This window comes from Novosphingobium sp. THN1 (genome assembly GCF_003454795.1).
In the GTDB taxonomy this organism is placed as follows: Bacteria; Pseudomonadota; Alphaproteobacteria; order Sphingomonadales; family Sphingomonadaceae; genus Novosphingobium.
The window spans coordinates 2,250,944-2,268,599 of record NZ_CP028347.1; the positions used below are offsets into that span (position 1 = coordinate 2,250,944).

The 17,656-nt window shown below is 60.7% G+C and carries 16 protein-coding genes; 14 read left to right on the plus strand and 2 right to left on the minus strand.

Annotation, left to right across the window (positions count from 1 at the left end):
- The 12 genes from C7W88_RS11180 (at nt 1) to C7W88_RS11235 (ending at nt 12,145) form a co-directional block, all read left to right on the plus strand.
- Entirely contained in the window at nt 1-1,404 is a 1,404-nt protein-coding gene (locus tag C7W88_RS11180) for an aldehyde dehydrogenase family protein (RefSeq protein WP_118073589.1), read from the plus strand.
- The gene (locus C7W88_RS11185) at nt 1,401-3,035 is read left to right on the plus strand and encodes an AMP-binding protein (protein WP_118073590.1); all 1,635 of its coding nucleotides are present in this window, start codon (nt 1,401-1,403) and stop codon (nt 3,033-3,035) included. Before C7W88_RS11180 ends, C7W88_RS11185 begins: the two co-directional genes overlap by 4 nt.
- A 542-nt stretch (nt 3,036-3,577) precedes the next feature.
- Nucleotides 3,578-4,186: a hypothetical protein gene (locus C7W88_RS11190; RefSeq protein WP_162896005.1), complete on the plus strand. Its 609-nt coding sequence runs from the start codon at nt 3,578-3,580 to the stop codon at nt 4,184-4,186.
- Between the two features lie 74 nt (nt 4,187-4,260).
- Entirely contained in the window at nt 4,261-4,860 is a 600-nt protein-coding gene (locus C7W88_RS11195; RefSeq protein ID WP_118073592.1) for a hypothetical protein, read from the plus strand.
- Nucleotides 4,861-4,891: 31 nt separating this feature from the next.
- Nucleotides 4,892-5,413 carry a hypothetical protein gene (locus tag C7W88_RS11200; RefSeq protein WP_118073593.1) on the plus strand — a complete coding sequence of 174 codons (522 nt, stop codon included), beginning with the start codon at nt 4,892-4,894 and terminating at the stop codon, nt 5,411-5,413.
- Between the two features lie 39 nt (nt 5,414-5,452).
- Nucleotides 5,453-6,043: a hypothetical protein gene (locus C7W88_RS11205; RefSeq protein ID WP_162896006.1), complete on the plus strand. Its 591-nt coding sequence runs from the start codon at nt 5,453-5,455 to the stop codon at nt 6,041-6,043.
- 6 nt (nt 6,044-6,049) lie between these two features.
- Entirely contained in the window at nt 6,050-6,604 is a 555-nt protein-coding gene (locus C7W88_RS11210) for a hypothetical protein (RefSeq protein ID WP_162896007.1), read from the plus strand.
- A 162-nt stretch (nt 6,605-6,766) separates the two neighbouring features.
- Nucleotides 6,767-7,201, plus strand: a complete 435-nt coding sequence (locus C7W88_RS11215; protein WP_162896008.1) for a hypothetical protein — start codon at nt 6,767-6,769, stop codon at nt 7,199-7,201.
- Nucleotides 7,201-7,758 carry a hypothetical protein gene (locus C7W88_RS11220; protein ID WP_205525168.1) on the plus strand — a complete coding sequence of 186 codons (558 nt, stop codon included), beginning with the start codon at nt 7,201-7,203 and terminating at the stop codon, nt 7,756-7,758. The genes C7W88_RS11215 and C7W88_RS11220 overlap by 1 nt, the downstream gene beginning before the upstream one ends.
- Before the next feature lie 31 nt (nt 7,759-7,789).
- Entirely contained in the window at nt 7,790-8,536 is a 747-nt protein-coding gene (locus C7W88_RS11225) for a fimbria/pilus periplasmic chaperone (RefSeq protein WP_240344578.1), read from the plus strand.
- Nucleotides 8,537-8,540: 4 nt separating this feature from the next.
- On the plus strand, nt 8,541-11,093 hold the full coding sequence (locus C7W88_RS11230) for a fimbrial biogenesis outer membrane usher protein (protein ID WP_118073599.1): 2,553 nt from the start codon (nt 8,541-8,543) through the stop codon (nt 11,091-11,093).
- Nucleotides 11,090-12,145, plus strand: a complete 1,056-nt coding sequence (locus C7W88_RS11235) for a hypothetical protein (protein ID WP_118073600.1) — start codon at nt 11,090-11,092, stop codon at nt 12,143-12,145. The genes C7W88_RS11230 and C7W88_RS11235 overlap by 4 nt, the downstream gene beginning before the upstream one ends.
- Nucleotides 12,146-12,148: 3 nt before the next feature.
- Here C7W88_RS11235 and C7W88_RS11240 read toward each other — a convergent pair whose 3' ends face one another.
- A complete protein-coding gene (locus C7W88_RS11240) occupies nt 12,149-12,562 on the minus strand; it encodes a hypothetical protein (RefSeq protein ID WP_162896009.1) in 414 nt (137 codons plus the stop codon).
- Nucleotides 12,563-12,834: 272 nt separating this feature from the next.
- Here C7W88_RS11240 and C7W88_RS11245 point away from each other — a divergent pair, with 272 nt between their 5' ends.
- Both C7W88_RS11245 and ligD read left to right on the plus strand, forming a co-directional pair.
- Nucleotides 12,835-13,686: a Ku protein gene (locus C7W88_RS11245; protein ID WP_118073602.1), complete on the plus strand. Its 852-nt coding sequence runs from the start codon at nt 12,835-12,837 to the stop codon at nt 13,684-13,686.
- A 3-nt stretch (nt 13,687-13,689) separates the two neighbouring features.
- The gene (gene ligD / locus C7W88_RS11250; protein ID WP_118073603.1) at nt 13,690-16,215 is read left to right on the plus strand and encodes a DNA ligase D; all 2,526 of its coding nucleotides are present in this window, start codon (nt 13,690-13,692) and stop codon (nt 16,213-16,215) included.
- A gap of 52 nt (nt 16,216-16,267) precedes the next feature.
- On the opposite strand, the gene fumC is transcribed toward ligD, so the two are convergent.
- Nucleotides 16,268-17,644 carry a class II fumarate hydratase gene (gene fumC, locus C7W88_RS11255; RefSeq protein WP_118073604.1) on the minus strand — a complete coding sequence of 459 codons (1,377 nt, stop codon included), beginning with the start codon at nt 17,642-17,644 and terminating at the stop codon, nt 16,268-16,270.
- Nucleotides 17,645-17,656 lie beyond the last annotated feature (12 nt).

Sequence of the window (17,656 nt, forward strand, 5' to 3'; positions counted from 1 at the left end):
ATGGCTGACTACAAGCTGCTGATCGGCGGCAATCTCGTCGATGGCGACATGTCGATGGACGTGATCAATCCCGCAACCGGGGAGCCGTTCTGCACGGTTCCCCGGGCCTCCGTCGATCAGGCAGATGCTGCCATCGCAGCGGCCAAAATGGCCGTCCCTGCGTGGTCAGCTCTGCCTTGGGCAGACCGGCAGGCAAAGCTGCTTGAACTTGCTGACGCAATTGCCGCTCGCAAGGACGAACTGGCTCGGACCTTGACCATGGAACAAGGCAAGCCGCTGGCCGAGGCCATGGGCGAGCTGGCCATGACCGATGGTTACTTGCGCCATTATGCCACGCTGGAGCTTCCCGATCGTGTTATTCAGGACGATGAGGCGGGATACGTCGCAGTCAAGCACCGTCCGTTGGGAGTGGTGGTTGGAATCATCGCCTGGAATTTCCCGCTGCTCGTTGCTTGCTGGAAGATTGGACCTGCGGTTCTGGCGGGCAATGCCATCGTGCTCAAGCCCGCGCCGACAACGCCGGTCTGTGCGCTGATCCTTGGCGAGATCTGCCGGGACGTGTTCCCTGCAGGCGTGGTCAACATCATCACTGATGCCAATGACCTTGGGCCGCACCTGACGGCCCATCCGGACGTCGCCAAGGTCGGCTTCACCGGCTCCACGGCCACTGGCAAGCGTATCGCTGCCAGTGGTGCCGATACGCTGAAGCGCGTCACTCTCGAGCTTGGAGGCAACGACCCTGCCATCGTGCTGGAAGATGTTGACGTTCGCGAAACTGCCCAGGCGATCTTCGGCAATGCCTTTTTCAACAACGGCCAGGTCTGCCTTGCCGTGAAGCGCGCCTATGTCCACGCCGACATATATGACGCGATGTGTGGAGAGCTCGCCCGTCTTGCCGAGGCAGCCGTGGTGGACGATGGTCTGCAACAAGGGACACAGATCGGGCCGATCCAGAACGCGATGCAGTTCGAAAAGGTCAAGGACTTCCTCGCGACCGCGCGCGCAGATGGCACGATCGTTGCGGGCGGTGAAGTGATGGAGCGTGCCGGGTACTTCATCCGCCCGACCATCGTCCGCGACGTGACCGACGGCGACAGGATCGTCGACGAGGAGCAGTTTGGCCCGATCCTTCCCTTGATCGTATTCGATGATGTCGAAGATGTCATCGCACGCGCCAATGCATCGGACTATGGCCTTGGCGGTTCGGTCTGGTCAAAGGATGTAGCACGCGCCGCAGACATTGCATCGCGGATCGAAAGCGGACAGGTCTGGGTCAATCAGCACATCGCGATCGGTCCGCACATTCCGATGGCCGGTTTCAAGTCCAGTGGACTTGGTGTGGAACAATCCGTCGAAGGCCTAGCCGAGTATACCCAGACCCAGGTGGTGAATATCAAGCGATGACGCAGCTTTCCTACGCCGAGGGCGCAACCGATGAGCCGCTGCTGGAAAAAACCATAGGACAAGCCTTGCGCGATGCCGCGCAAGCCTGGGGAGGGGAGCTGGCGCTGGTTTCCCGTCATCAGGGGATCCGGTGGAGCTGGGCGCAACTGGACGCTGAAGTCGATGGGATTGCAACCGGCTTGCTCGATCGAGGAGTGGCAAAAGGCGACCGCGTCGGCATCTGGGCGCCCAACTGCGCCGAATGGACCGTGCTCCAGTTTGCCACGGCCCGGATCGGCGCGATCCTTGTCACCATCAATCCTGCCTACCGCACCAGTGAAGTGGAATATGCGCTGAACAAGGTCGGCTGCACCTTTCTCGTCACCGCCGCCAGCTTCAAGACCAGCGATTACATCGCGATGCTGCGCGAACTGGGGCGCGCCAAGTTGCCGATGCTGCGCGGGATGGTTGCTCTTGGCGATGCGGTCCATGAAGGCTTCGAGCCGTGGGACGCCTTGCGAGCCGAACCTGATCTGAACCGGCTCTTGGTTGTAGAAAGGACCTTAAACCAGAATGATCCGATCAATATCCAGTTCACCAGCGGTACGACCGGCTTTCCCAAGGGCGCAACGCTTACCCATCGCAATATCCTGAACAATGGACATTTTACCGCCCGAACTACCAACCTCGCGGCCAGCGATCGCATCTGCATTCCGGTCCCGCTGTATCACTGCTTCGGTATGGTTCTGGGCAACCTCGCTGCGCTGACGAGTGGTGCAGCCATGGTCTATCCTGGTGAGGCATACGATCCCCGCCTGGCGCTTGAGGCGGTGCAGGCCGAAGGTTGCACGGCGCTTTATGGCGTCCCCACGATGTTCATCTCGATTCTGGCGCAGCCCGACCTTGACGCATACGACGTCAGCACATTGCGCACCGGAATCATGGCGGGTTCTCCCTGTCCGGTTACCACGATGCGCCAGGTGATGGATCGCCTCAACATGACCGAGGTCACCATTGGCTACGGTATGACCGAAACCAGTCCGCTGACCACCCAAACGGCAACCGACGATCCGATTGAGGAACGTGTTGGGACTGTGGGGCGCGTCCATCCACACGCGGAGGCCAAGATCGTGGGCCTTGACGGCGAAGTGCTGCCGATTGGCGAGCAGGGCGAATACTGTTCGCGCGGCTATGCCGTAATGCTTGGTTACTGGGATGAACCTGCCAAGACTGCTGAAGCCATCGATCCCGGCGGATGGATGCATTCCGGCGATCTCGCAACCATGGACGAGAACGGGTACGTGAGGATTACCGGTCGCATAAAGGACATGATCATCCGCGGTGGAGAAAATATCTACCCGCGCGAGATCGAGGAATTTCTGCTGACACATCCCGCCGTGCAGGACGCGCAGGTCTTTGGTGTCGCCGACGAGAAATTCGGTGAGGAAGTCTGCGCATGGGTTATCGCTCGGGCTGGGGAAGAGCTCGGTCCGGATGATGTGCTTGCGCACTGCAAAGGCCGCATCGCGCATTACAAGGTTCCCCGACACGTCCGCATAGTCGAAAGTTTCGCCATGACCGTAACGGGCAAGGCCCAGAAGTTCGAGATGCGCAAGATGATGGAGGCAGAGCTTCAGTCGTATCGCTCATAAGCGGTGCGACTCGGAGTCTCAGAAGGACCGTTATCTCGAAAATATTGAGTGATTCTTGTCAAATCTCATCGCTGCAGTTCTGAAAGCGATTAACTATATCCAGTAATAATTTCAGACGGCTTCATTGTCTTGAAGGTAAAAAGATTCCTTGGATGTCCTTGGAGTAAACTTCCAAGTGACGAAATTTCAAGAGATTTTTCGATATTTCAGGTCTTCCCTGCTCTTGGCGTTAGCCGGAGGCCAGTCTTGTTAACTTTATTTGTTAAATCTCCAGATGCGACGCATCTGGGGCAAACTTTCTCGGATCTGGATGCATCGTGAGTCACGGCAGGCGTTGTGTCGAGCGTAAAAGGTTACCCACAAGTTAACCAATTCAGGCGTATTGCCAGCGAAGACGAACACTGAAGCCAATTCATCCGCTCGGACATGCCGCCCGGCATTTCCGAGGTCGAAGAACTGCGCCCGCACAAGGGCAGGTGTTTTCATCGCAAGGCAAGCGCGCCGAGGTTGCCGCAAGGCAGCAGGGAGCAGTGCGCATGTTGATGCACAAGATCAGGATCGGCTTGACGGCGGTTGCGGCTGCTTGCCCGTCTGCTGTTCTGGCCCAGTCTACCATCGCGGGGCCGACGGCATACGCCGGTGGTACCCCCGTTTCGCTCACCCTGCCAGTTACGGCATCTGTTGGTGGCCGGTGTGGCTTCGCCATTGGCGGCGCACCGTCCGGCAGCTTCGATGCAGGGCAAATTGACCAGTCGGGTTGGTCCAACCAGTTTCCATTCACCCTGAACTGCAACGGCGCAGCGCGTGTGGCGGTTACCTCGGCGAATGGCGGATTGCGCAGCGCCACGCAGCCCTCTGACGCAGGTTATGCCGGCATTGCCCCTTATCAGGTCAAGCTCAACCTAGTCGGTGCCGGCGGGGGTAGCGTGACCGATCAGTGTGAGGCGGCCACTCTTGCCGTCACTGCGAGTGCGCCTTGCTCGTTCATCGGGCCTGCGACGCAAAGCCAAGGGCTGCGGGTTGCGCCTAGTTCGCAAAACCTGGCTGGCGCCTATCTCCAGGTAAGTGCCCCGGCATACACCGGCCCAGCCATTCTGGTTCAGGGCACATATTCCGACACCCTGACCGTGACCGTTTCCGCAGCCTTGTAACCTGACGCTTCCAGCCGGCCCGTTCCCGGCAACCCATCACGCCGCTTGTGGCGGTAACTGAAAGGCCGATTGCCATGAAGACCATGCTATCCCTGCTGGCCGCAACTACCGCAGTTGCAATGACAACAGCCCCTGCACAGGCGCAGACGGTGACGACCGGGACAGTCAATGTCACGGGCAGCGTCCTGGGAAGGTGCTCCGTGGTTGCACCGGGCGGCTCGGCGACCCAGGCATTTACCGGCACTATCGCCCTTGGCGCGCTGGACGCAGCGGACGGCACTTTGGCAACCGGCTTCACCAACACCACCAGCGCGGCCTCGGGCGGAACCCCGGTCGCCACGCGCGTGGTTTGCACTTCGGCCAGCGTCTCTCTTGCGATCGTGGCTGACCGTTTGAGCACGGCTGCCGCCGCCGTTTCAGGCTACTCCAACGAGATCGACTATACCGCTGAAATGCAGGTCGCGCTTGCGGCCGGCGGGAATGGCACCGTGACGTACAGCACCGCCGCTGGCGCCACCGCAGCCAATTCGGCGACTGTCGGCCGTCTCGCGGCTTCGGGCAACAACATAGCCGTGAAGGCCTATGGCTTCTCGACCAGGGGGGGCGCTTCGAACCTGCTCGTCGCCGGCAATTACACCTCCACCATCACCGTAAACATCCAACCCGTGGCCTGATTCGATCGAGCCTTTTCCCAGGAGAAATGAAATGCGTAAGCTTCTTCTCGCGGCGACCGCCGCAGCTGCCCTGTCGGCAGTGCCCGCTTCTGCTCAAAGCGTTACCGGCACCGTCAACATCACCGGCTCCGTCGCTGCCAAGTGCAAGTTCGTGACGTCATCGCAGGACCTGCCGCTGGGCGAACTGGCTGACGCAGACGGTGGCCTCGATACCACGAAGGTTGACGGTCAAACCCGCACACTCACCGGATGGTGCAACAATTCGGCAGCCACACTCTCTGTCAAGGCGACCGCGTTGACCGGAGACCAGCCAGTCACGTCGGGCGCCGAGGCGGCGTTCACCGATACGGTCAATTATACTGCTTCGGTCTCGGCCAACGGCAAGAGCTTTTCTGACATCAGCACGGATGCTGTCGCCAGCACTGCCGCCAACGTCGACATGTTCTCCGGTAACATCGCCGTTACGTTGGGTTCGTCGACGGCAGCCAGCAAGAAGCTCGTCGCGGGTGCTTACACCGGCAAGGTCGAGGTCTTCCTCTCACCCACCGTCTGATCTGCATTGCGCATGAAGAGTTCATCCAGGAGCACGACGATGAAATCCGCACTGTTCAAGTCTAGCCTGCTTATGCTGCCCCTCTGCGGGATGGCCGCGCCTGCGTCGGCGCAAGAAACGGCTTCCGAAACAGCTTCGGGTCAGGTCGCGGTGACGGGTTCCGTCGCACGGTTGTGCATCCTGGGTGAACCTTCGCGTGCGGTGATCGATCTCGGCCAGATGGTGCAGACCTCTGGTGCATCCGTCGGACGGATTGCCGCGCTCGCCACGCAATCGGTCTCGCTGCCCGGAAGCTTCTGCAACTTTGCCGGCTCGGTGCTCGGCGTAAGCGCAACTGCATTGCTTGGCGATTCAACAATTGCGCCACCAGCCGGATTTTCACGCGCCGTGAACTACACAGCCACGGCAACAGGCTGGGGTAGTAGCGGTACCGCTGCGACGACCGATGCAGCGGCAGATGGAACGTCTCCAGATTCGGCCGCCACAGGAAGCACGCAGCCTAGCCCGAAGCTGGGTGACATCGAAGTCGCGCTGTCCTCGTTCTCGGCGCCTCAGAACGCTCTGCTTGTTGCTGGAAACTATAGCGGTCTGGTCACCGTAACCCTCGGTCCCGTACCGGTCACGGAGTAAGCGACCATGAACAGGCTTAAATTTTTCGCAGCTATCGTCGGCGTCGTAATTTCGGCTCCGGTGCAGGCCCAGAGCGCTAGTGACTCGGCCGACTTCGCGGTTGTCGGTAACGTTCCGGCAATTTGCGTCGGCGGCTCGGTGTCGGAAGCCGGTGGCATTTTCGACCTGGGCATTCTCGTCGATACGACCACTGGTTTCCTCCGCTCCGATCTCAGCGCACCCTCCCAGGTGCTGGCGGGGAGCTTCTGCTCGTCACGCAGTTCGATTGCGGTTGCTGCCACGCCCGTAGTCGCACAGACATTCACGGCCTCTGCGCCAACGGGTTTTTCACGTAGCGTTGATTTCACGGCGACGGCGGCGGGTTGGACAACCACTCCCGCCAGCTTCAGCACCGCGTCGGCAAGCAATCCTGCGGCGATCCAGCAACGCACGACTGCATTCAGCGGACCGATCACCGTCAACATTGGCGACTTTGCAACCACCGGAGGCACCGGCCTGCGCCTCGTTGCCGACACTTCCTATCGTGGCACGGTTACCGTGACGCTGACTCCGGAAAGCTGAAGCATGGCGCGCTCTTCTCCCATGTTCGCTCTGGCGTTTTTGCCGGTGTGCGCGATGCCAGCTGCCGCACAGGAGGCCGCAAGTGCGACTGGGCTTCCCGTAACCGGTTCTGCGCCACAGGTCTGCACCCTTGCAGGTGGCGAACTGCAGGCAGGGCAGCTCGTGAACTTCAATGGCATTTCCGGTGACACTCTACAGGTTACACAATTGCTGGACCAGCAGACGCTCGCCGCCCGCCCGGCGAGCGCTACTGTGTCATTCTCCGCCGTCTGCAACTACCCGCATCAGATCCGCATCCAGTCCGAAAACAATGGTTTGTGGCCCACCGATGGGCGGCAAGCCACTGATGCACCGGGATTTGCAACGGCTTTGCCTTACGACGCCAACCTCACTTGGGGCAGTTCCTCCGGTCAACTCCAAATGGATGCCCGCATCCGCAGCAATCGCGAGCAGCGCATCGACGTTGACCAGGCGACAGCGGGAACTGTCACCTTGCGCCTCGCCATTCTCGCCGGGGCATCGAATGGCGGGGTGAATGCGCCCGTGCTTGCCGGCGTTTATGGCGATACGCTGCGTATTACGCTGGAGCCAAAATGATGCGCTACATGCTCACAATCGCGGCACTCGCGTTTGGCGCTTCGGCCAATGCCCAAGAGGTTGATCGCGCGGCTCAAGTGCTCGAACTCAGTGCGACTGCTGGTTCGGCCTGCGTAATCAGCACACCGAGAGCCAGAGCAGTGACCAATGCCAACTTTCAGGCGACGGGCGACGGCAACGCCACGGTCGGGTTGACGCGCCTGGTTGATCCCAACACGGCGCTGCCGCGGGGCGCCAGCTTCGAGCTGGAGATCCCAGCCACTTGCAATGCCTCGCACCGGGTAACTGCCGCGTCGGGCAAGGGCGGATTGGGCAGGGTTGGGGCCGCCGGCCCTCAGGCGCAGGGCTTTGCCGATTTGCTGCCCTACACTCTGCGCCTTGACTGGGCCGGAGCCAGTCAGGAGCGAAGCAGCAATGCTGGCATGCTGGTGCTGGCGGTGGCGAATGGCGCAACGGGCAATCTCGCCCTGCTGGTCAACACACCCGATGGCGGCACGCCGCTGATTGCCGGTGATTATGACGACACGATCGTCATCCAGCTGCAGCCAACCGATTGAATCTATTGCCTGCGGGCAGGGGGAACTTCACGTGAAATCCATTGTCTCGTTTCTGTCTGCTGCCGTTTCGCTGGTGCTGCCGGCTGCCTCGACCATGGCGATGACGGTGCAGCCGGTCGTGATCGATCTCAAGACCTCCGGGCGTGACATGTCGCAAGTCATCACGGTCGAGAACACGTTCGCCAGTCCGCTGCCGGTCGAGCTCACCGTGCAGGAACTCCGCCTGACCGACACCGGCGTTTCACCGACCGGCAAGGATCCCGGAGACCTTCTCGTATTCCCGCCGCAAGCGCTTATCGATCCCGGCCAGACCCAGACTTTCCGCGTCCAATACGTTGGCGACCCGGCTCTCGCCGGCAGCAGGCACTACTATGTGACAGTCGCACAGTTGCCGGTAAAGTTGCCCGAAGGCCAATCTGCGATTCAGATCCTCTACAATTTCCAGGTCCTCGCCAGCGTTGCGCCTGCAGGCGTAAAGCCGAAGCTGGAGGTCACAAGCGCCGAAGTCGGCAAGGACGGGGCCGGCAAGCCAGTGGCTGTCGTGACTGTTGGGAATGCTTCTGCGGTTCACGGTTACCTTAGCGGCAGCAAGTTGCGCATTGTCGAAAAGGATGCGGCGGGGAAGGAGCAATTCCGGCGCACACTTTCTGGTCCTGAAATCCAGCAGACAATCGGCTTCGGCCTCGTGGGCGGTAACCAGACCCGCAAGGTGACTATTCCTGTCGAACTGCCGCTTGCCGTTGGCACGGTTGAAGCGACAATCACACCGGAGGGCTGAGCTCATGCAGGGCCGGTCGCGGCAGATCTTCGCCATAGGAGCCAGCTTGCTTGTTGCGGGCAGGGCTCCTGCCGTCTGGGCGGACACGCTCGAACCGGGTCGCGATGGCGCCGGAATGCGCGTTCCTCTTGCACCAGCGACAAAGCTTGCGGCGGCCAATCTGGCAGAGCAATTGCCTGCTCCGGCATTTCGTTCGCAGAAGCTTAATCCGACGGGACGCGCGGTGGTTCTGACGGTGCCTGCCAAGGACGGTGGTAGCTATCTCGGCGACGTCCCGGTGCAGATCGACGTCGACGACCGCCTGTCTTTTCCGGCCGCTCGCGTCGTACAGATCCTGTCCGAACTGCTTGCGCCTGACGTGCTGGAAGGCCTGCGGACGAGCTTTGGCGGCAAGACGCAAGTCAGTGCAGAAGATCTGGCCCCTGTTGGCATTGGCGTAGATTACGATCCGCGCACGCTGGAACTGCGTTTCAGCATTCCCACAGAGCGGCGTGCGTCGCGGGCCGTGTCGGTCTCGGCGCTCGATCGGTCGCGGGTTGGCGAACTGCTGAAGCCTGCAAACTTCAGTGCCTATCTCAATCTCCGCAGCTCGATGGACCTGGTCGAAGATGGGTTTGATCAGGGACTGCGCGAACCGGTCATGCTTGTTGATGGCGCGTTGCGTCTTGGCCCGATCGTCGCGGAAAGCGATGCGATCTGGCAGCCAGGAGCATTGGGCGGCGATTTCCAGAGGCTCGGCAGTCGCTTCGTGTTTGATGACACCCGGCATCTGGTGCGCATTTCTGCGGGCGACCTTGAATCGCAGGCGCGTGGTTTTCAGTCTGCGCCGGACATCGCCGGGATTTCGATCTTTCGTTCCTATAGTGTCCTCAATCCACAACAGGTCGTCCGTCCGCGTGGTGACCGCGCCTTTCGCCTCGACCGTGCATCCACGGTTGAGGTCGTCGTCAATGGTCAGCAGGTCCGTCGTCTGCAACTGGCTCCAGGCAACTACAATCTGCGAGACTTCCCCTTCACGCAGGGGGGCAACGATATTCGCCTGAATATTCTTGACGACACCGGTCGTACGGAAGTCGTCCAGTTCAACCTGTTTGTCGATCAAACGCAGCTCGCCAAGGGTCTGAGCGAATTTGGCCTCTACGCTGGCGTGAAGGCTCCACTCGGTTCGCGCGGCCCGCGGTACAGCGATGACTGGATCGCATCGGGCTATTACCGCCGAGGGCTGACCGATGCCTTGACCGTTGGAGTCAACTTTCAGGCCGACGCTGATAGCCGCATGGGCGGGGTCGAAGCCGTTGTCGGCACGCCGTTCGGCACGCTTGGGACGAATATCTCGTTCAGCAAGGTTGATGGCATCGGGTCGGGACATGCTTTCAACGCCACGTTCCAGCGCCTGATCCAGCGACCGAGCGGCCTCGGCGATACCTTTAACCTGTTCGTCGAACGGCGGAGCCGCCGCTTCGCTCCCGTCTCGTTCTTTCTGCCAGACAATCCTTACAAGTACGAGCTGGGTGGTGGTTACACCCATGCCTTCACCACAAGCTTCTTCGGTGGCGCCGATGTTCGGTTTTCGAAAGGCCGGACCGGCAGGCCCAATGTTCAGAACTACCGTCTGAGCGCGGGTTGGCGGTTTTCAGACCGCGCAACGCTTAACGCAGAGGCGCGTTATCAGGAAGACACGCTGGGCCGGGAGTTCAGCGGCTTTGTCTCGCTCATCGTCCGTCTGGGGCGCTATTCCACTGTCCGCTCCGACTTTGATACGCGCGACAATCGCTTCCGCGCATCGTACCAGACACTCAGCGGTAGCGGCGTTGGCAGCTATAACGTCACCGCCGATGTTGAACGCTCCGACAATGGGGCAGGCGTCTCGGTCAACGCCAATTATTTCGCCAATCGCGCAGAGCTTGGCTTCAGCCATTTCGGCACCTATTCGCGCGGCTTCGGTGACAGTCAGAACCAGCGCAGCACTTTCCGCTTGGGCACCTCGCTGGCGCTTGCCGATGGTGCGGTTGCGCTTGGCCGTCCCATCTTTGACAGCTTCGCCATCGTGCGGCCGCACCGAAGCCTAGGCAAGGCCGACATCGTGGTGGATGCGTCAACCTTCGGCAACGCTGCCAATAGCGGGAGCTTGCGCTCGGCCACGATGCCGAGCTTGCCTTCCTATTCCGAGCGCACTGTGCCTCTCGATGTTCGGGATGCGCCTCCGGGCACTGATATCGGCCAAGGTTCTTTCCGCGTGTTCCCGTCATACCGCAGCGGATACGTCGTTACCGTTGGCTCCGACTACAACGTCACAGCGCTCGGCGTCATGCTCGATCTTGACGGCCAGCCGGTGTCGCTGGTCAGCGGCACGGCCACGGAAGTCGCCCATCCGGAGCGGCCGGCGCAAACCGTGTTCACAAATCGCCAGGGCCGTTTTGGTGCGACCGGCCTTGCACCCGGAAAATGGCGTGTCGAAATGCTCGACGCTGCACGCTCCACATTCGAAATCGAAATCCCCCAGAAGGCAACGGGAGTTGTCCAGCTCGGGGAGATAAAGGCGGTAGAAAAGAAATGATCACTCGGACCGTCATGTCATGCCTGCGCAAGTTCCTGGCTATGGCCGCAGTTGTCCTGATGATTGCGGGTGCCAATGGCGCCTACGCCCAGTCGAACTGCGGCGTTACCGGAAGCGGCGGAAGCACATCCATCCAGTACGATCCGTTTGCGTCATCCGGGCTACAATCGGTTGATATTCCGCTGACCCTTACGCGCGTTACGGCAGGCGGCGGAAAGAAGACGCAGGAAGCATACTTCGTATTGACGAAGCCCGCAGGAAGCCCCGCCTATCAGGTGCAGGCTACTGTGCCGGGCGGTGGCACCTACTTTGACGTACTGTATGATTCCAACGCGGTGCCAAGCAATCTCCCGGCCATTTCCAATATTCAGACGGGCCAGATTGCCGTGCAGTTCGGCGGGGCTGCCCAGCCGGACACGCTTCAGATCAACCTGCGGGTTACCGTGCCTGCCAACGTCGATCTGATCGCCGGTGGCCTGATTCAGTTCGGGATTCGCTACGTCTGCAAGGGCACTGGCGGCTTGAACGATGTCCTGACGCCGATCGACAGTGCGGCCGCCATCTCGATCAACGTGAATGTCCTGAGCGCACTTCGCGCAAGCTTCGTTGGGACTGCGCTCGATTTCGGCGAGCTTGCCCAAGTCTCGGATGCCCAAGCGACAACTGTAAAGACTTCGCCGTCAAACCACGTTCGCGTGCAAAGCTCCGGACCTTACACGGTTTCGCTCGGCGTCATGCCGGGAGATGCCCAGCCGTTTGTCTTGACCCCAGGTGGCGCCTCGACGACGGACACGAGTCAGCAGATCCGCTATTCGGTCCGCTTCCTCGGGCAGACCCGGTCTCCCACGAGTACGTCGGCAATCACCCAGACCTGCGCCCGAGCCGGAATTGGCGATGCGATCGAAGACCGTTTGCCGGTGCAGAGCACTCTGATCGACGGCGGAGCGACCAAGGCGATCTCTCCGATCTACTCGGAGAACCTGGTCGTCACGATCACTCCGCTCGTTGCTGGATCAGTTGCGCCCACGGACTGCGGCAGCATCCCGCTGTGAAAGTCAGCGTGGCTCGATACGGAAGCGGATCGAGCCTGCTGCCTTGCCGTTGCCTTCAATCGCTATCGAGCGCGTTTTTGCGGCGGCGTGAGCCACGTCACTGATGAGGACTTCGCCCGAACCGTCGAGGGCAATCGCGCGGCCGTCCACGATCAGCCGGCCCGCAGCAAGCTGCTTGGAATAGGTCGCAACGACGCGATATCCGGCACCGTTATTGCAAAATTCGCGGAGTTCGCTCTTGTTGCCGTTGGCGTTGAGCATTGCGCTGGCGCTGTTGTCCACCGAAACGCGGCACACCAGCGGCACTTGCCCGGTGATCGTGATCGAAGCTGATCCTTGCGATGCTTGCACCGCACTACCTGCGGCCACCGTACCCAACGTGACGAGCGCGAAGGCTGCCATCCTGCCAGAAATCATGATACAATCTCCATTAACACTCAGGCATCATGCATCGGTGGCCGCCAACGTCCGGTTCCGGTTTCTGGTTAACAATTTCCGGGAAAGCTTTAGGAATGGCGGGATTTCGGAGTTTTTTCTCCGCAACGTCCCTAAGTCTGATTACCTAAACCGTTCGAAAAGTCTGAACGTCCCTTCCTCGCCTGCGGGAACCGCAGCGGCCATTCGCGCATAGAGCCAGACGAAGCTGGCGCCATTTCGCGCTTCAGTCACGACCCGGAAGGAAGCCCGCCATGGCCGCTCGCGCATACTGGCAAGGGCAATTGCGCCTTGCCCTGGTTTCGATCCCGGTCGAAATCTATCCGGCCACGCGCAGCGGTGCGGCCATTTCCTTTCATCAGATCCACGAGCCCAGCGGCAAGCGCATTCGCTATGAGAAAGTGGCGCCCGGCGTAGGTCCCGTTGATCGCGAGGAGATCGTCAAGGGCTACGAGGTGTCCCGCGGCAACTACGTCCTGCTTGATGACGAGGAGATCGAGTCCGTTCGCATCGAAAGCCGCAAGACTCTGGAGCTTGTCCAGTTCGTGGGGGCAGATGAAATCGATGCTCTCTATTACGAAAAGCCCTATTTCGTCGTGCCGGCCGATGACCTTGCCGAGGATGCCTACATCGTCCTGCGTGAGGCGCTCAGACAGACGAAAACCGTCGGGTTGGGACAGCTCTCGGTCCGCGGACGCGAACAGTTTGTTTCACTGAAACCATGCGGCCGGGGCCTTATCCTCGAGGTTCTGCGCTATGCCGATGAGGTCCAGCGCGCCCATAACTGGTTCCGCGACATTCCCGCGCGCGATGCCGACCCCGAACTGCTCGATCTGGCCGCCAGCCTGATCGAGAAGAAGACCGCGAAGTTTGCACCCGACAAGTTCCATGATCGCTATGTCGACGCGCTCCACGCGCTGATCGACAAGAAGGTCAAGGCAAAGGGTGAGCGCATCATCGAGGACCCCGACGCTGACGAGGCTCCGCGCGGTGGCAACGTGATTGATCTGATGGCCGCGCTCAAGCAATCGCTCGGCCACGACGAAGATGCCGATGAGGGCAGGCCGCAAAAGCGCGCATCGCCGTCACGCCGGAAACGGGCTTGAGCGATGGCCGTCCGCGATCCCCTCGCAGCTTACAACGCCAAGCGCGATTTCACCCGCACCGGAGAACCTTCGGGCAAGAAGGCATCGAGCACGACGGGCAACCTCTTCATCGTCCAGAAGCACGACGCCACGCGGCTTCATTGGGACTTCCGCATCGAGGTTGACGGTGTGCTGAAAAGCTGGGCGGTGACGCGCGGACCCAGCCCTGATCCGGAAGACAAGCGCCTTGCGGTGCAGACCGAGGATCACCCGCTAAGCTACGCCGAGTTCGAAGGTACCATTCCCCAGGGCGAGTATGGTGGTGGGACCGTGATGCTGTGGGATCGCGGAACCTGGGAGCCGATCGAGGGCAAAAGCGCCAAGGACCTTTTAGACGGGCATCTGCACTTTCGTCTCGCTGGGGAGAGAATGAAGGGCGAATGGCTGCTCATCCGCCTGAAGAAGCGGGGCAACGAGAAGCGCGAAAACTGGTTGCTGCGCAAGATTGATGACGCATTTGCCGCGCAGGGAGATCTTCTCGTCGAACGTGCTCTCACCAGCGTGCTTACCGGCCGGACCATGGCCGAGATTGCCGCCGACAAGCGCTCCAGCCATTCGTTGAAGGGGAAGCGGGGAAAAGACTTTACCGCCGAGATGCAAGCGGCAGCCAAGCAAAATGCGCGGATGACGAAGGCGCAGGCACCAGGCAAGAAACGCGGTGCAGCACCACTGCCAACGTTTCAACCCGTCCAGCTTGCAACTCTGGTCGACAGTGTCCCCGAAGGGCGCCAATGGCTTCATGAGATCAAGTTCGACGGGTATCGGGCGCTGATCGCTGCAAAGGGCAAGGACGTCAGGGTGTTTACCCGCAGTGGCCTCGATTGGTCCGAGAAGTTCTCTCCCCTGATCCGCCACTTCGCTAGCCTCGATCTGCCGTCATGCCTGATCGATGGCGAGATCACGGCATTGGACGCCGAGGGCAACCCGGATTTCTCGCGCCTGCAAGCCGTGCTGAAGCGAGGCCATGGCGAACAGGGCGAAGGCGATGCTCTTTCCTTCCATGCGTTCGATCTCCTTGAACTCGATGGCGAGGACCTGAAACCACTATCCAATGTGGAGCGCAAGCAGCGGCTGTCCGGCCTGTTGGCCGAAGCTTCTCCGCCAATCCATGTCGCCGATCACATCATTGGTGGGGGTGAGAAGCTGCTGGAGGCAATGTGCCGTGCCGGGCAGGAGGGCATCATCGCCAAGCGGGCCGATGCGCCTTATCTGCCAAAGCGGACGCAGAACTGGCTGAAGGTCAAATGCATCCTGCGCCAGGAATTCATCATTGTCGGCATGACAAAATCGAGTGCCCGCCGCCGCCCCTTCGCCTCGCTTCTGCTGGCACAGCGGGAAGGTGATGCGCTGGTATACAAGGGCAAGGTCGGCACGGGGTTCAATGAAGAACTGCTTGACGAACTGGCCGCCCGGTTTGAACCGCTGCGGCGGGAAGACCGCGCACTCGAAGTGCCCAAGACTGAAGCCCGTGGTGCGTCATGGCTCGAGCCCGTGCTCGTCGCCGAGATCGCTTTTGCCGAGTTCACCAGTGAAGGAAGAGTCCGCCACGCCAGCTTCGTCGGTTTGCGTGAAGACAAGAAGGCCGAGGACGTGACGCCCGAGAAACCTGTGCGGATCGAGAACCCGAAGGAAATCATCAGCATCAGCAACCGTTCGCGCGTGATCTTTCCCGAAAGCGGTCAGACCAAGGGTGATCTGGCAGACTACTACGCACAGCTTGCTCCAGCGATGCTCCCGTTTCTTGCCAATCGCCCGCTAAGCCTCGTGCGGTGTCCGCAGGGCAGGGCGAAACAGTGCTTTTTCCAGAAGCATGATAGCGGCTCGTTCGGCGAACATGTCCATCATGTCCCGATCCGCGAGAAGGACGGCGATAGCGAAGACTATCTCTATGTCAGCGATGCTGCGGGCATTCTCACGTGTGTCCAGATGGGGACGATTGAATTCCACGGTTGGTGCGCCCGGACTGACGATGTCGAAGCGCCAGACCGCATGGTCATCGATCTGGACCCTGACGAGGGGCTTGATTTTGCGGACGTGAAACGCGCAGCGAAGGATATCCGGTCGCGCCTGTCCGATCTCGGTCTGGTAAGCTTTGCGATGCTTTCGGGTGGGAAGGGCGTGCACGTCGTCATCCCCCTGCGCCGGGATCATTCCTGGCAAGCACACGCCAGCTTTGCCGAGCGTTTTGCCAAGGCCTTGGGTATGGCAGAGCCTGAGCGCTACGTTGCCAACATGAGCAAGGCCAAGCGCAAGGGACGCATTTTTATCGACTGGTTGCGCAACCAGCGCGGCAGCACCGCAGTCATGCCCTATTCCGCCCGCGCACGCGCCAACGCCCCGGTTGCAGCGCCGATCGATTGGAACGAACTTGATGATTTCGAGAAGGCCAGCGCTTTCACCATTTCCGATGCAGCCGCCCTGTTGAAGCGCAGCGAGGGCAAACTGCTGCGGGGATGGGGCGTGGCAGAGCAATCCTTGCCCGACGTCTAGGCGGCGTGTCCACGCCGCCTAGGCCCAACCGGATCGTCGAAAAACCGTTGGGTCACACCATTTCTTGCGGACGAATCAGGCGATCAAAAGTCGCTTCGTCTACCAGATTTAGCGCTAGCGCCGCCTGTCTCAAGCTCAGATCATGCTCATGGGCGTGCTTGGCGATCTTGGCGGCGTTGTCGTAGCCGATCTCGGGGGCGAGAGCGGTCACAAGCATGAGCGAGCGTTCGACAAGCTCTGCGATGCGCCGCCGATCGGGTTCGATCCCCTCGACACAGCGCTTGGCAAAGCTTTCCATCCCGACCGTCAGCAGGTGCATGGAGCGCAGCACTGCTGCCCCGATCATCGGCTTGAAAACATTGAGTTCAAGATGCCCCTGCATTCCTCCAACGGTCACGGCTTGGTGGTTCCCGATCACCTGCGCGCAAACCATCGTCAGCATCTCGGCCTGTGTCGGGTTGACCTTGCCGGGCATGATTGAGCTGCCAGGCTCGTTGGCCGGAAGCTCCAGTTCCCCGATGCCGGATCGGGGACCGGAGCCCAGCAGGCGGATGTCGTTGGCTATCTTGGTCAGCGCAACTGCCAACGTCGAAAGCGTGGCCGATAGTTGCACCAGCGCATCATTGGAGGCGAGCGCCTCGAACTTGTTCGGCGCCGTGCTGAAGGGCTTTCCCGTCAGAACCGCAATCTCCGCAGCAATGTCCTCAGCAAATCCTTCCGGTGCATTGAGGCCTGTGCCAACAGCGGTGCCGCCCTGCGCCAGGCGAAGCAGGTGAAGTTCGGCGTGCCGTAGATGATCGTGCGCATTGCGCAATTGCTGCGCGTAGCCTGAAAACTCCTGGCCAAGCGTCAAAGGCGTGGCATCCTGCAGGTGGGTGCGCCCGATCTTGACCAGGTCCTTCCAGGCAATCGCACAACCGGCAAGCGCACCGGAAAGCTTGTCCAGCGCCGGGATCAGCGCGCTATTCAGCGCTTCCACCGCCGCCACATGCAGTGCGGTGGGAAAGGTGTCGTTCGAGGACTGCCCCATATTCACGTGATCGTTGGGGTGCACCGGACTTTTGCCGCCGCGTTCACCGCAAAGCATCTCGTTGGCGCGCCCGGCGATGACCTCGTTCGCGTTCATGTTCGTTTGCGTGCCGCTTCCGGTCTGCCAGATCACCAGCGGGAAGTGCTCATCAAGTTTTCCGGAGGCCACTTCGGCAGCAGCCTGCTCTATGGCGTTGGCGAGCCTGACATCCAGTTCATGCCGACGATTTACCCTGGCGGCTGCCTGCTTGATGATACCCAGCGCATGCACAATGCCCAAGGGCATCCGCTCCATGGAACCGAACGGAAAATTGTCGATGCTGCGTTGTGTCTGCGCACCCCAGTAGGCGTCGGCCGGGACCCGGACTTCGCCCAGACTGTCGCTCTCGATACGCTGCATTCGCTTCTCCGG

Coding starts and splice junctions, on each gene's coding strand:
- C7W88_RS11230 (WP_118073599.1), top strand. CDS start 8,541: ATGCAGGGCCGGTCGCGGCAGATCTTCGCCATAGGAGCCAGCTTGCTT.
- C7W88_RS11205 (WP_162896006.1), top strand. CDS start 5,453: ATGAAATCCGCACTGTTCAAGTCTAGCCTGCTTATGCTGCCCCTCTGC.
- C7W88_RS11195 (WP_118073592.1), top strand. CDS start 4,261: ATGAAGACCATGCTATCCCTGCTGGCCGCAACTACCGCAGTTGCAATG.
- C7W88_RS11220 (WP_205525168.1), top strand. CDS start 7,201: ATGCGCTACATGCTCACAATCGCGGCACTCGCGTTTGGCGCTTCGGCC.
- C7W88_RS11235 (WP_118073600.1), top strand. CDS start 11,090: ATGATCACTCGGACCGTCATGTCATGCCTGCGCAAGTTCCTGGCTATG.
- C7W88_RS11245 (WP_118073602.1), top strand. CDS start 12,835: ATGGCCGCTCGCGCATACTGGCAAGGGCAATTGCGCCTTGCCCTGGTT.
- C7W88_RS11200 (WP_118073593.1), top strand. CDS start 4,892: ATGCGTAAGCTTCTTCTCGCGGCGACCGCCGCAGCTGCCCTGTCGGCA.
- ligD (WP_118073603.1), top strand. CDS start 13,690: ATGGCCGTCCGCGATCCCCTCGCAGCTTACAACGCCAAGCGCGATTTC.
- C7W88_RS11185 (WP_118073590.1), top strand. CDS start 1,401: ATGACGCAGCTTTCCTACGCCGAGGGCGCAACCGATGAGCCGCTGCTG.
- C7W88_RS11180 (WP_118073589.1), top strand. CDS start 1: ATGGCTGACTACAAGCTGCTGATCGGCGGCAATCTCGTCGATGGCGAC.
- C7W88_RS11190 (WP_162896005.1), top strand. CDS start 3,578: ATGCACAAGATCAGGATCGGCTTGACGGCGGTTGCGGCTGCTTGCCCG.
- fumC (WP_118073604.1), bottom strand. CDS start 17,644: ATGCAGCGTATCGAGAGCGACAGTCTGGGCGAAGTCCGGGTCCCGGCC.
- C7W88_RS11240 (WP_162896009.1), bottom strand. CDS start 12,562: ATGATTTCTGGCAGGATGGCAGCCTTCGCGCTCGTCACGTTGGGTACG.
- C7W88_RS11210 (WP_162896007.1), top strand. CDS start 6,050: ATGAACAGGCTTAAATTTTTCGCAGCTATCGTCGGCGTCGTAATTTCG.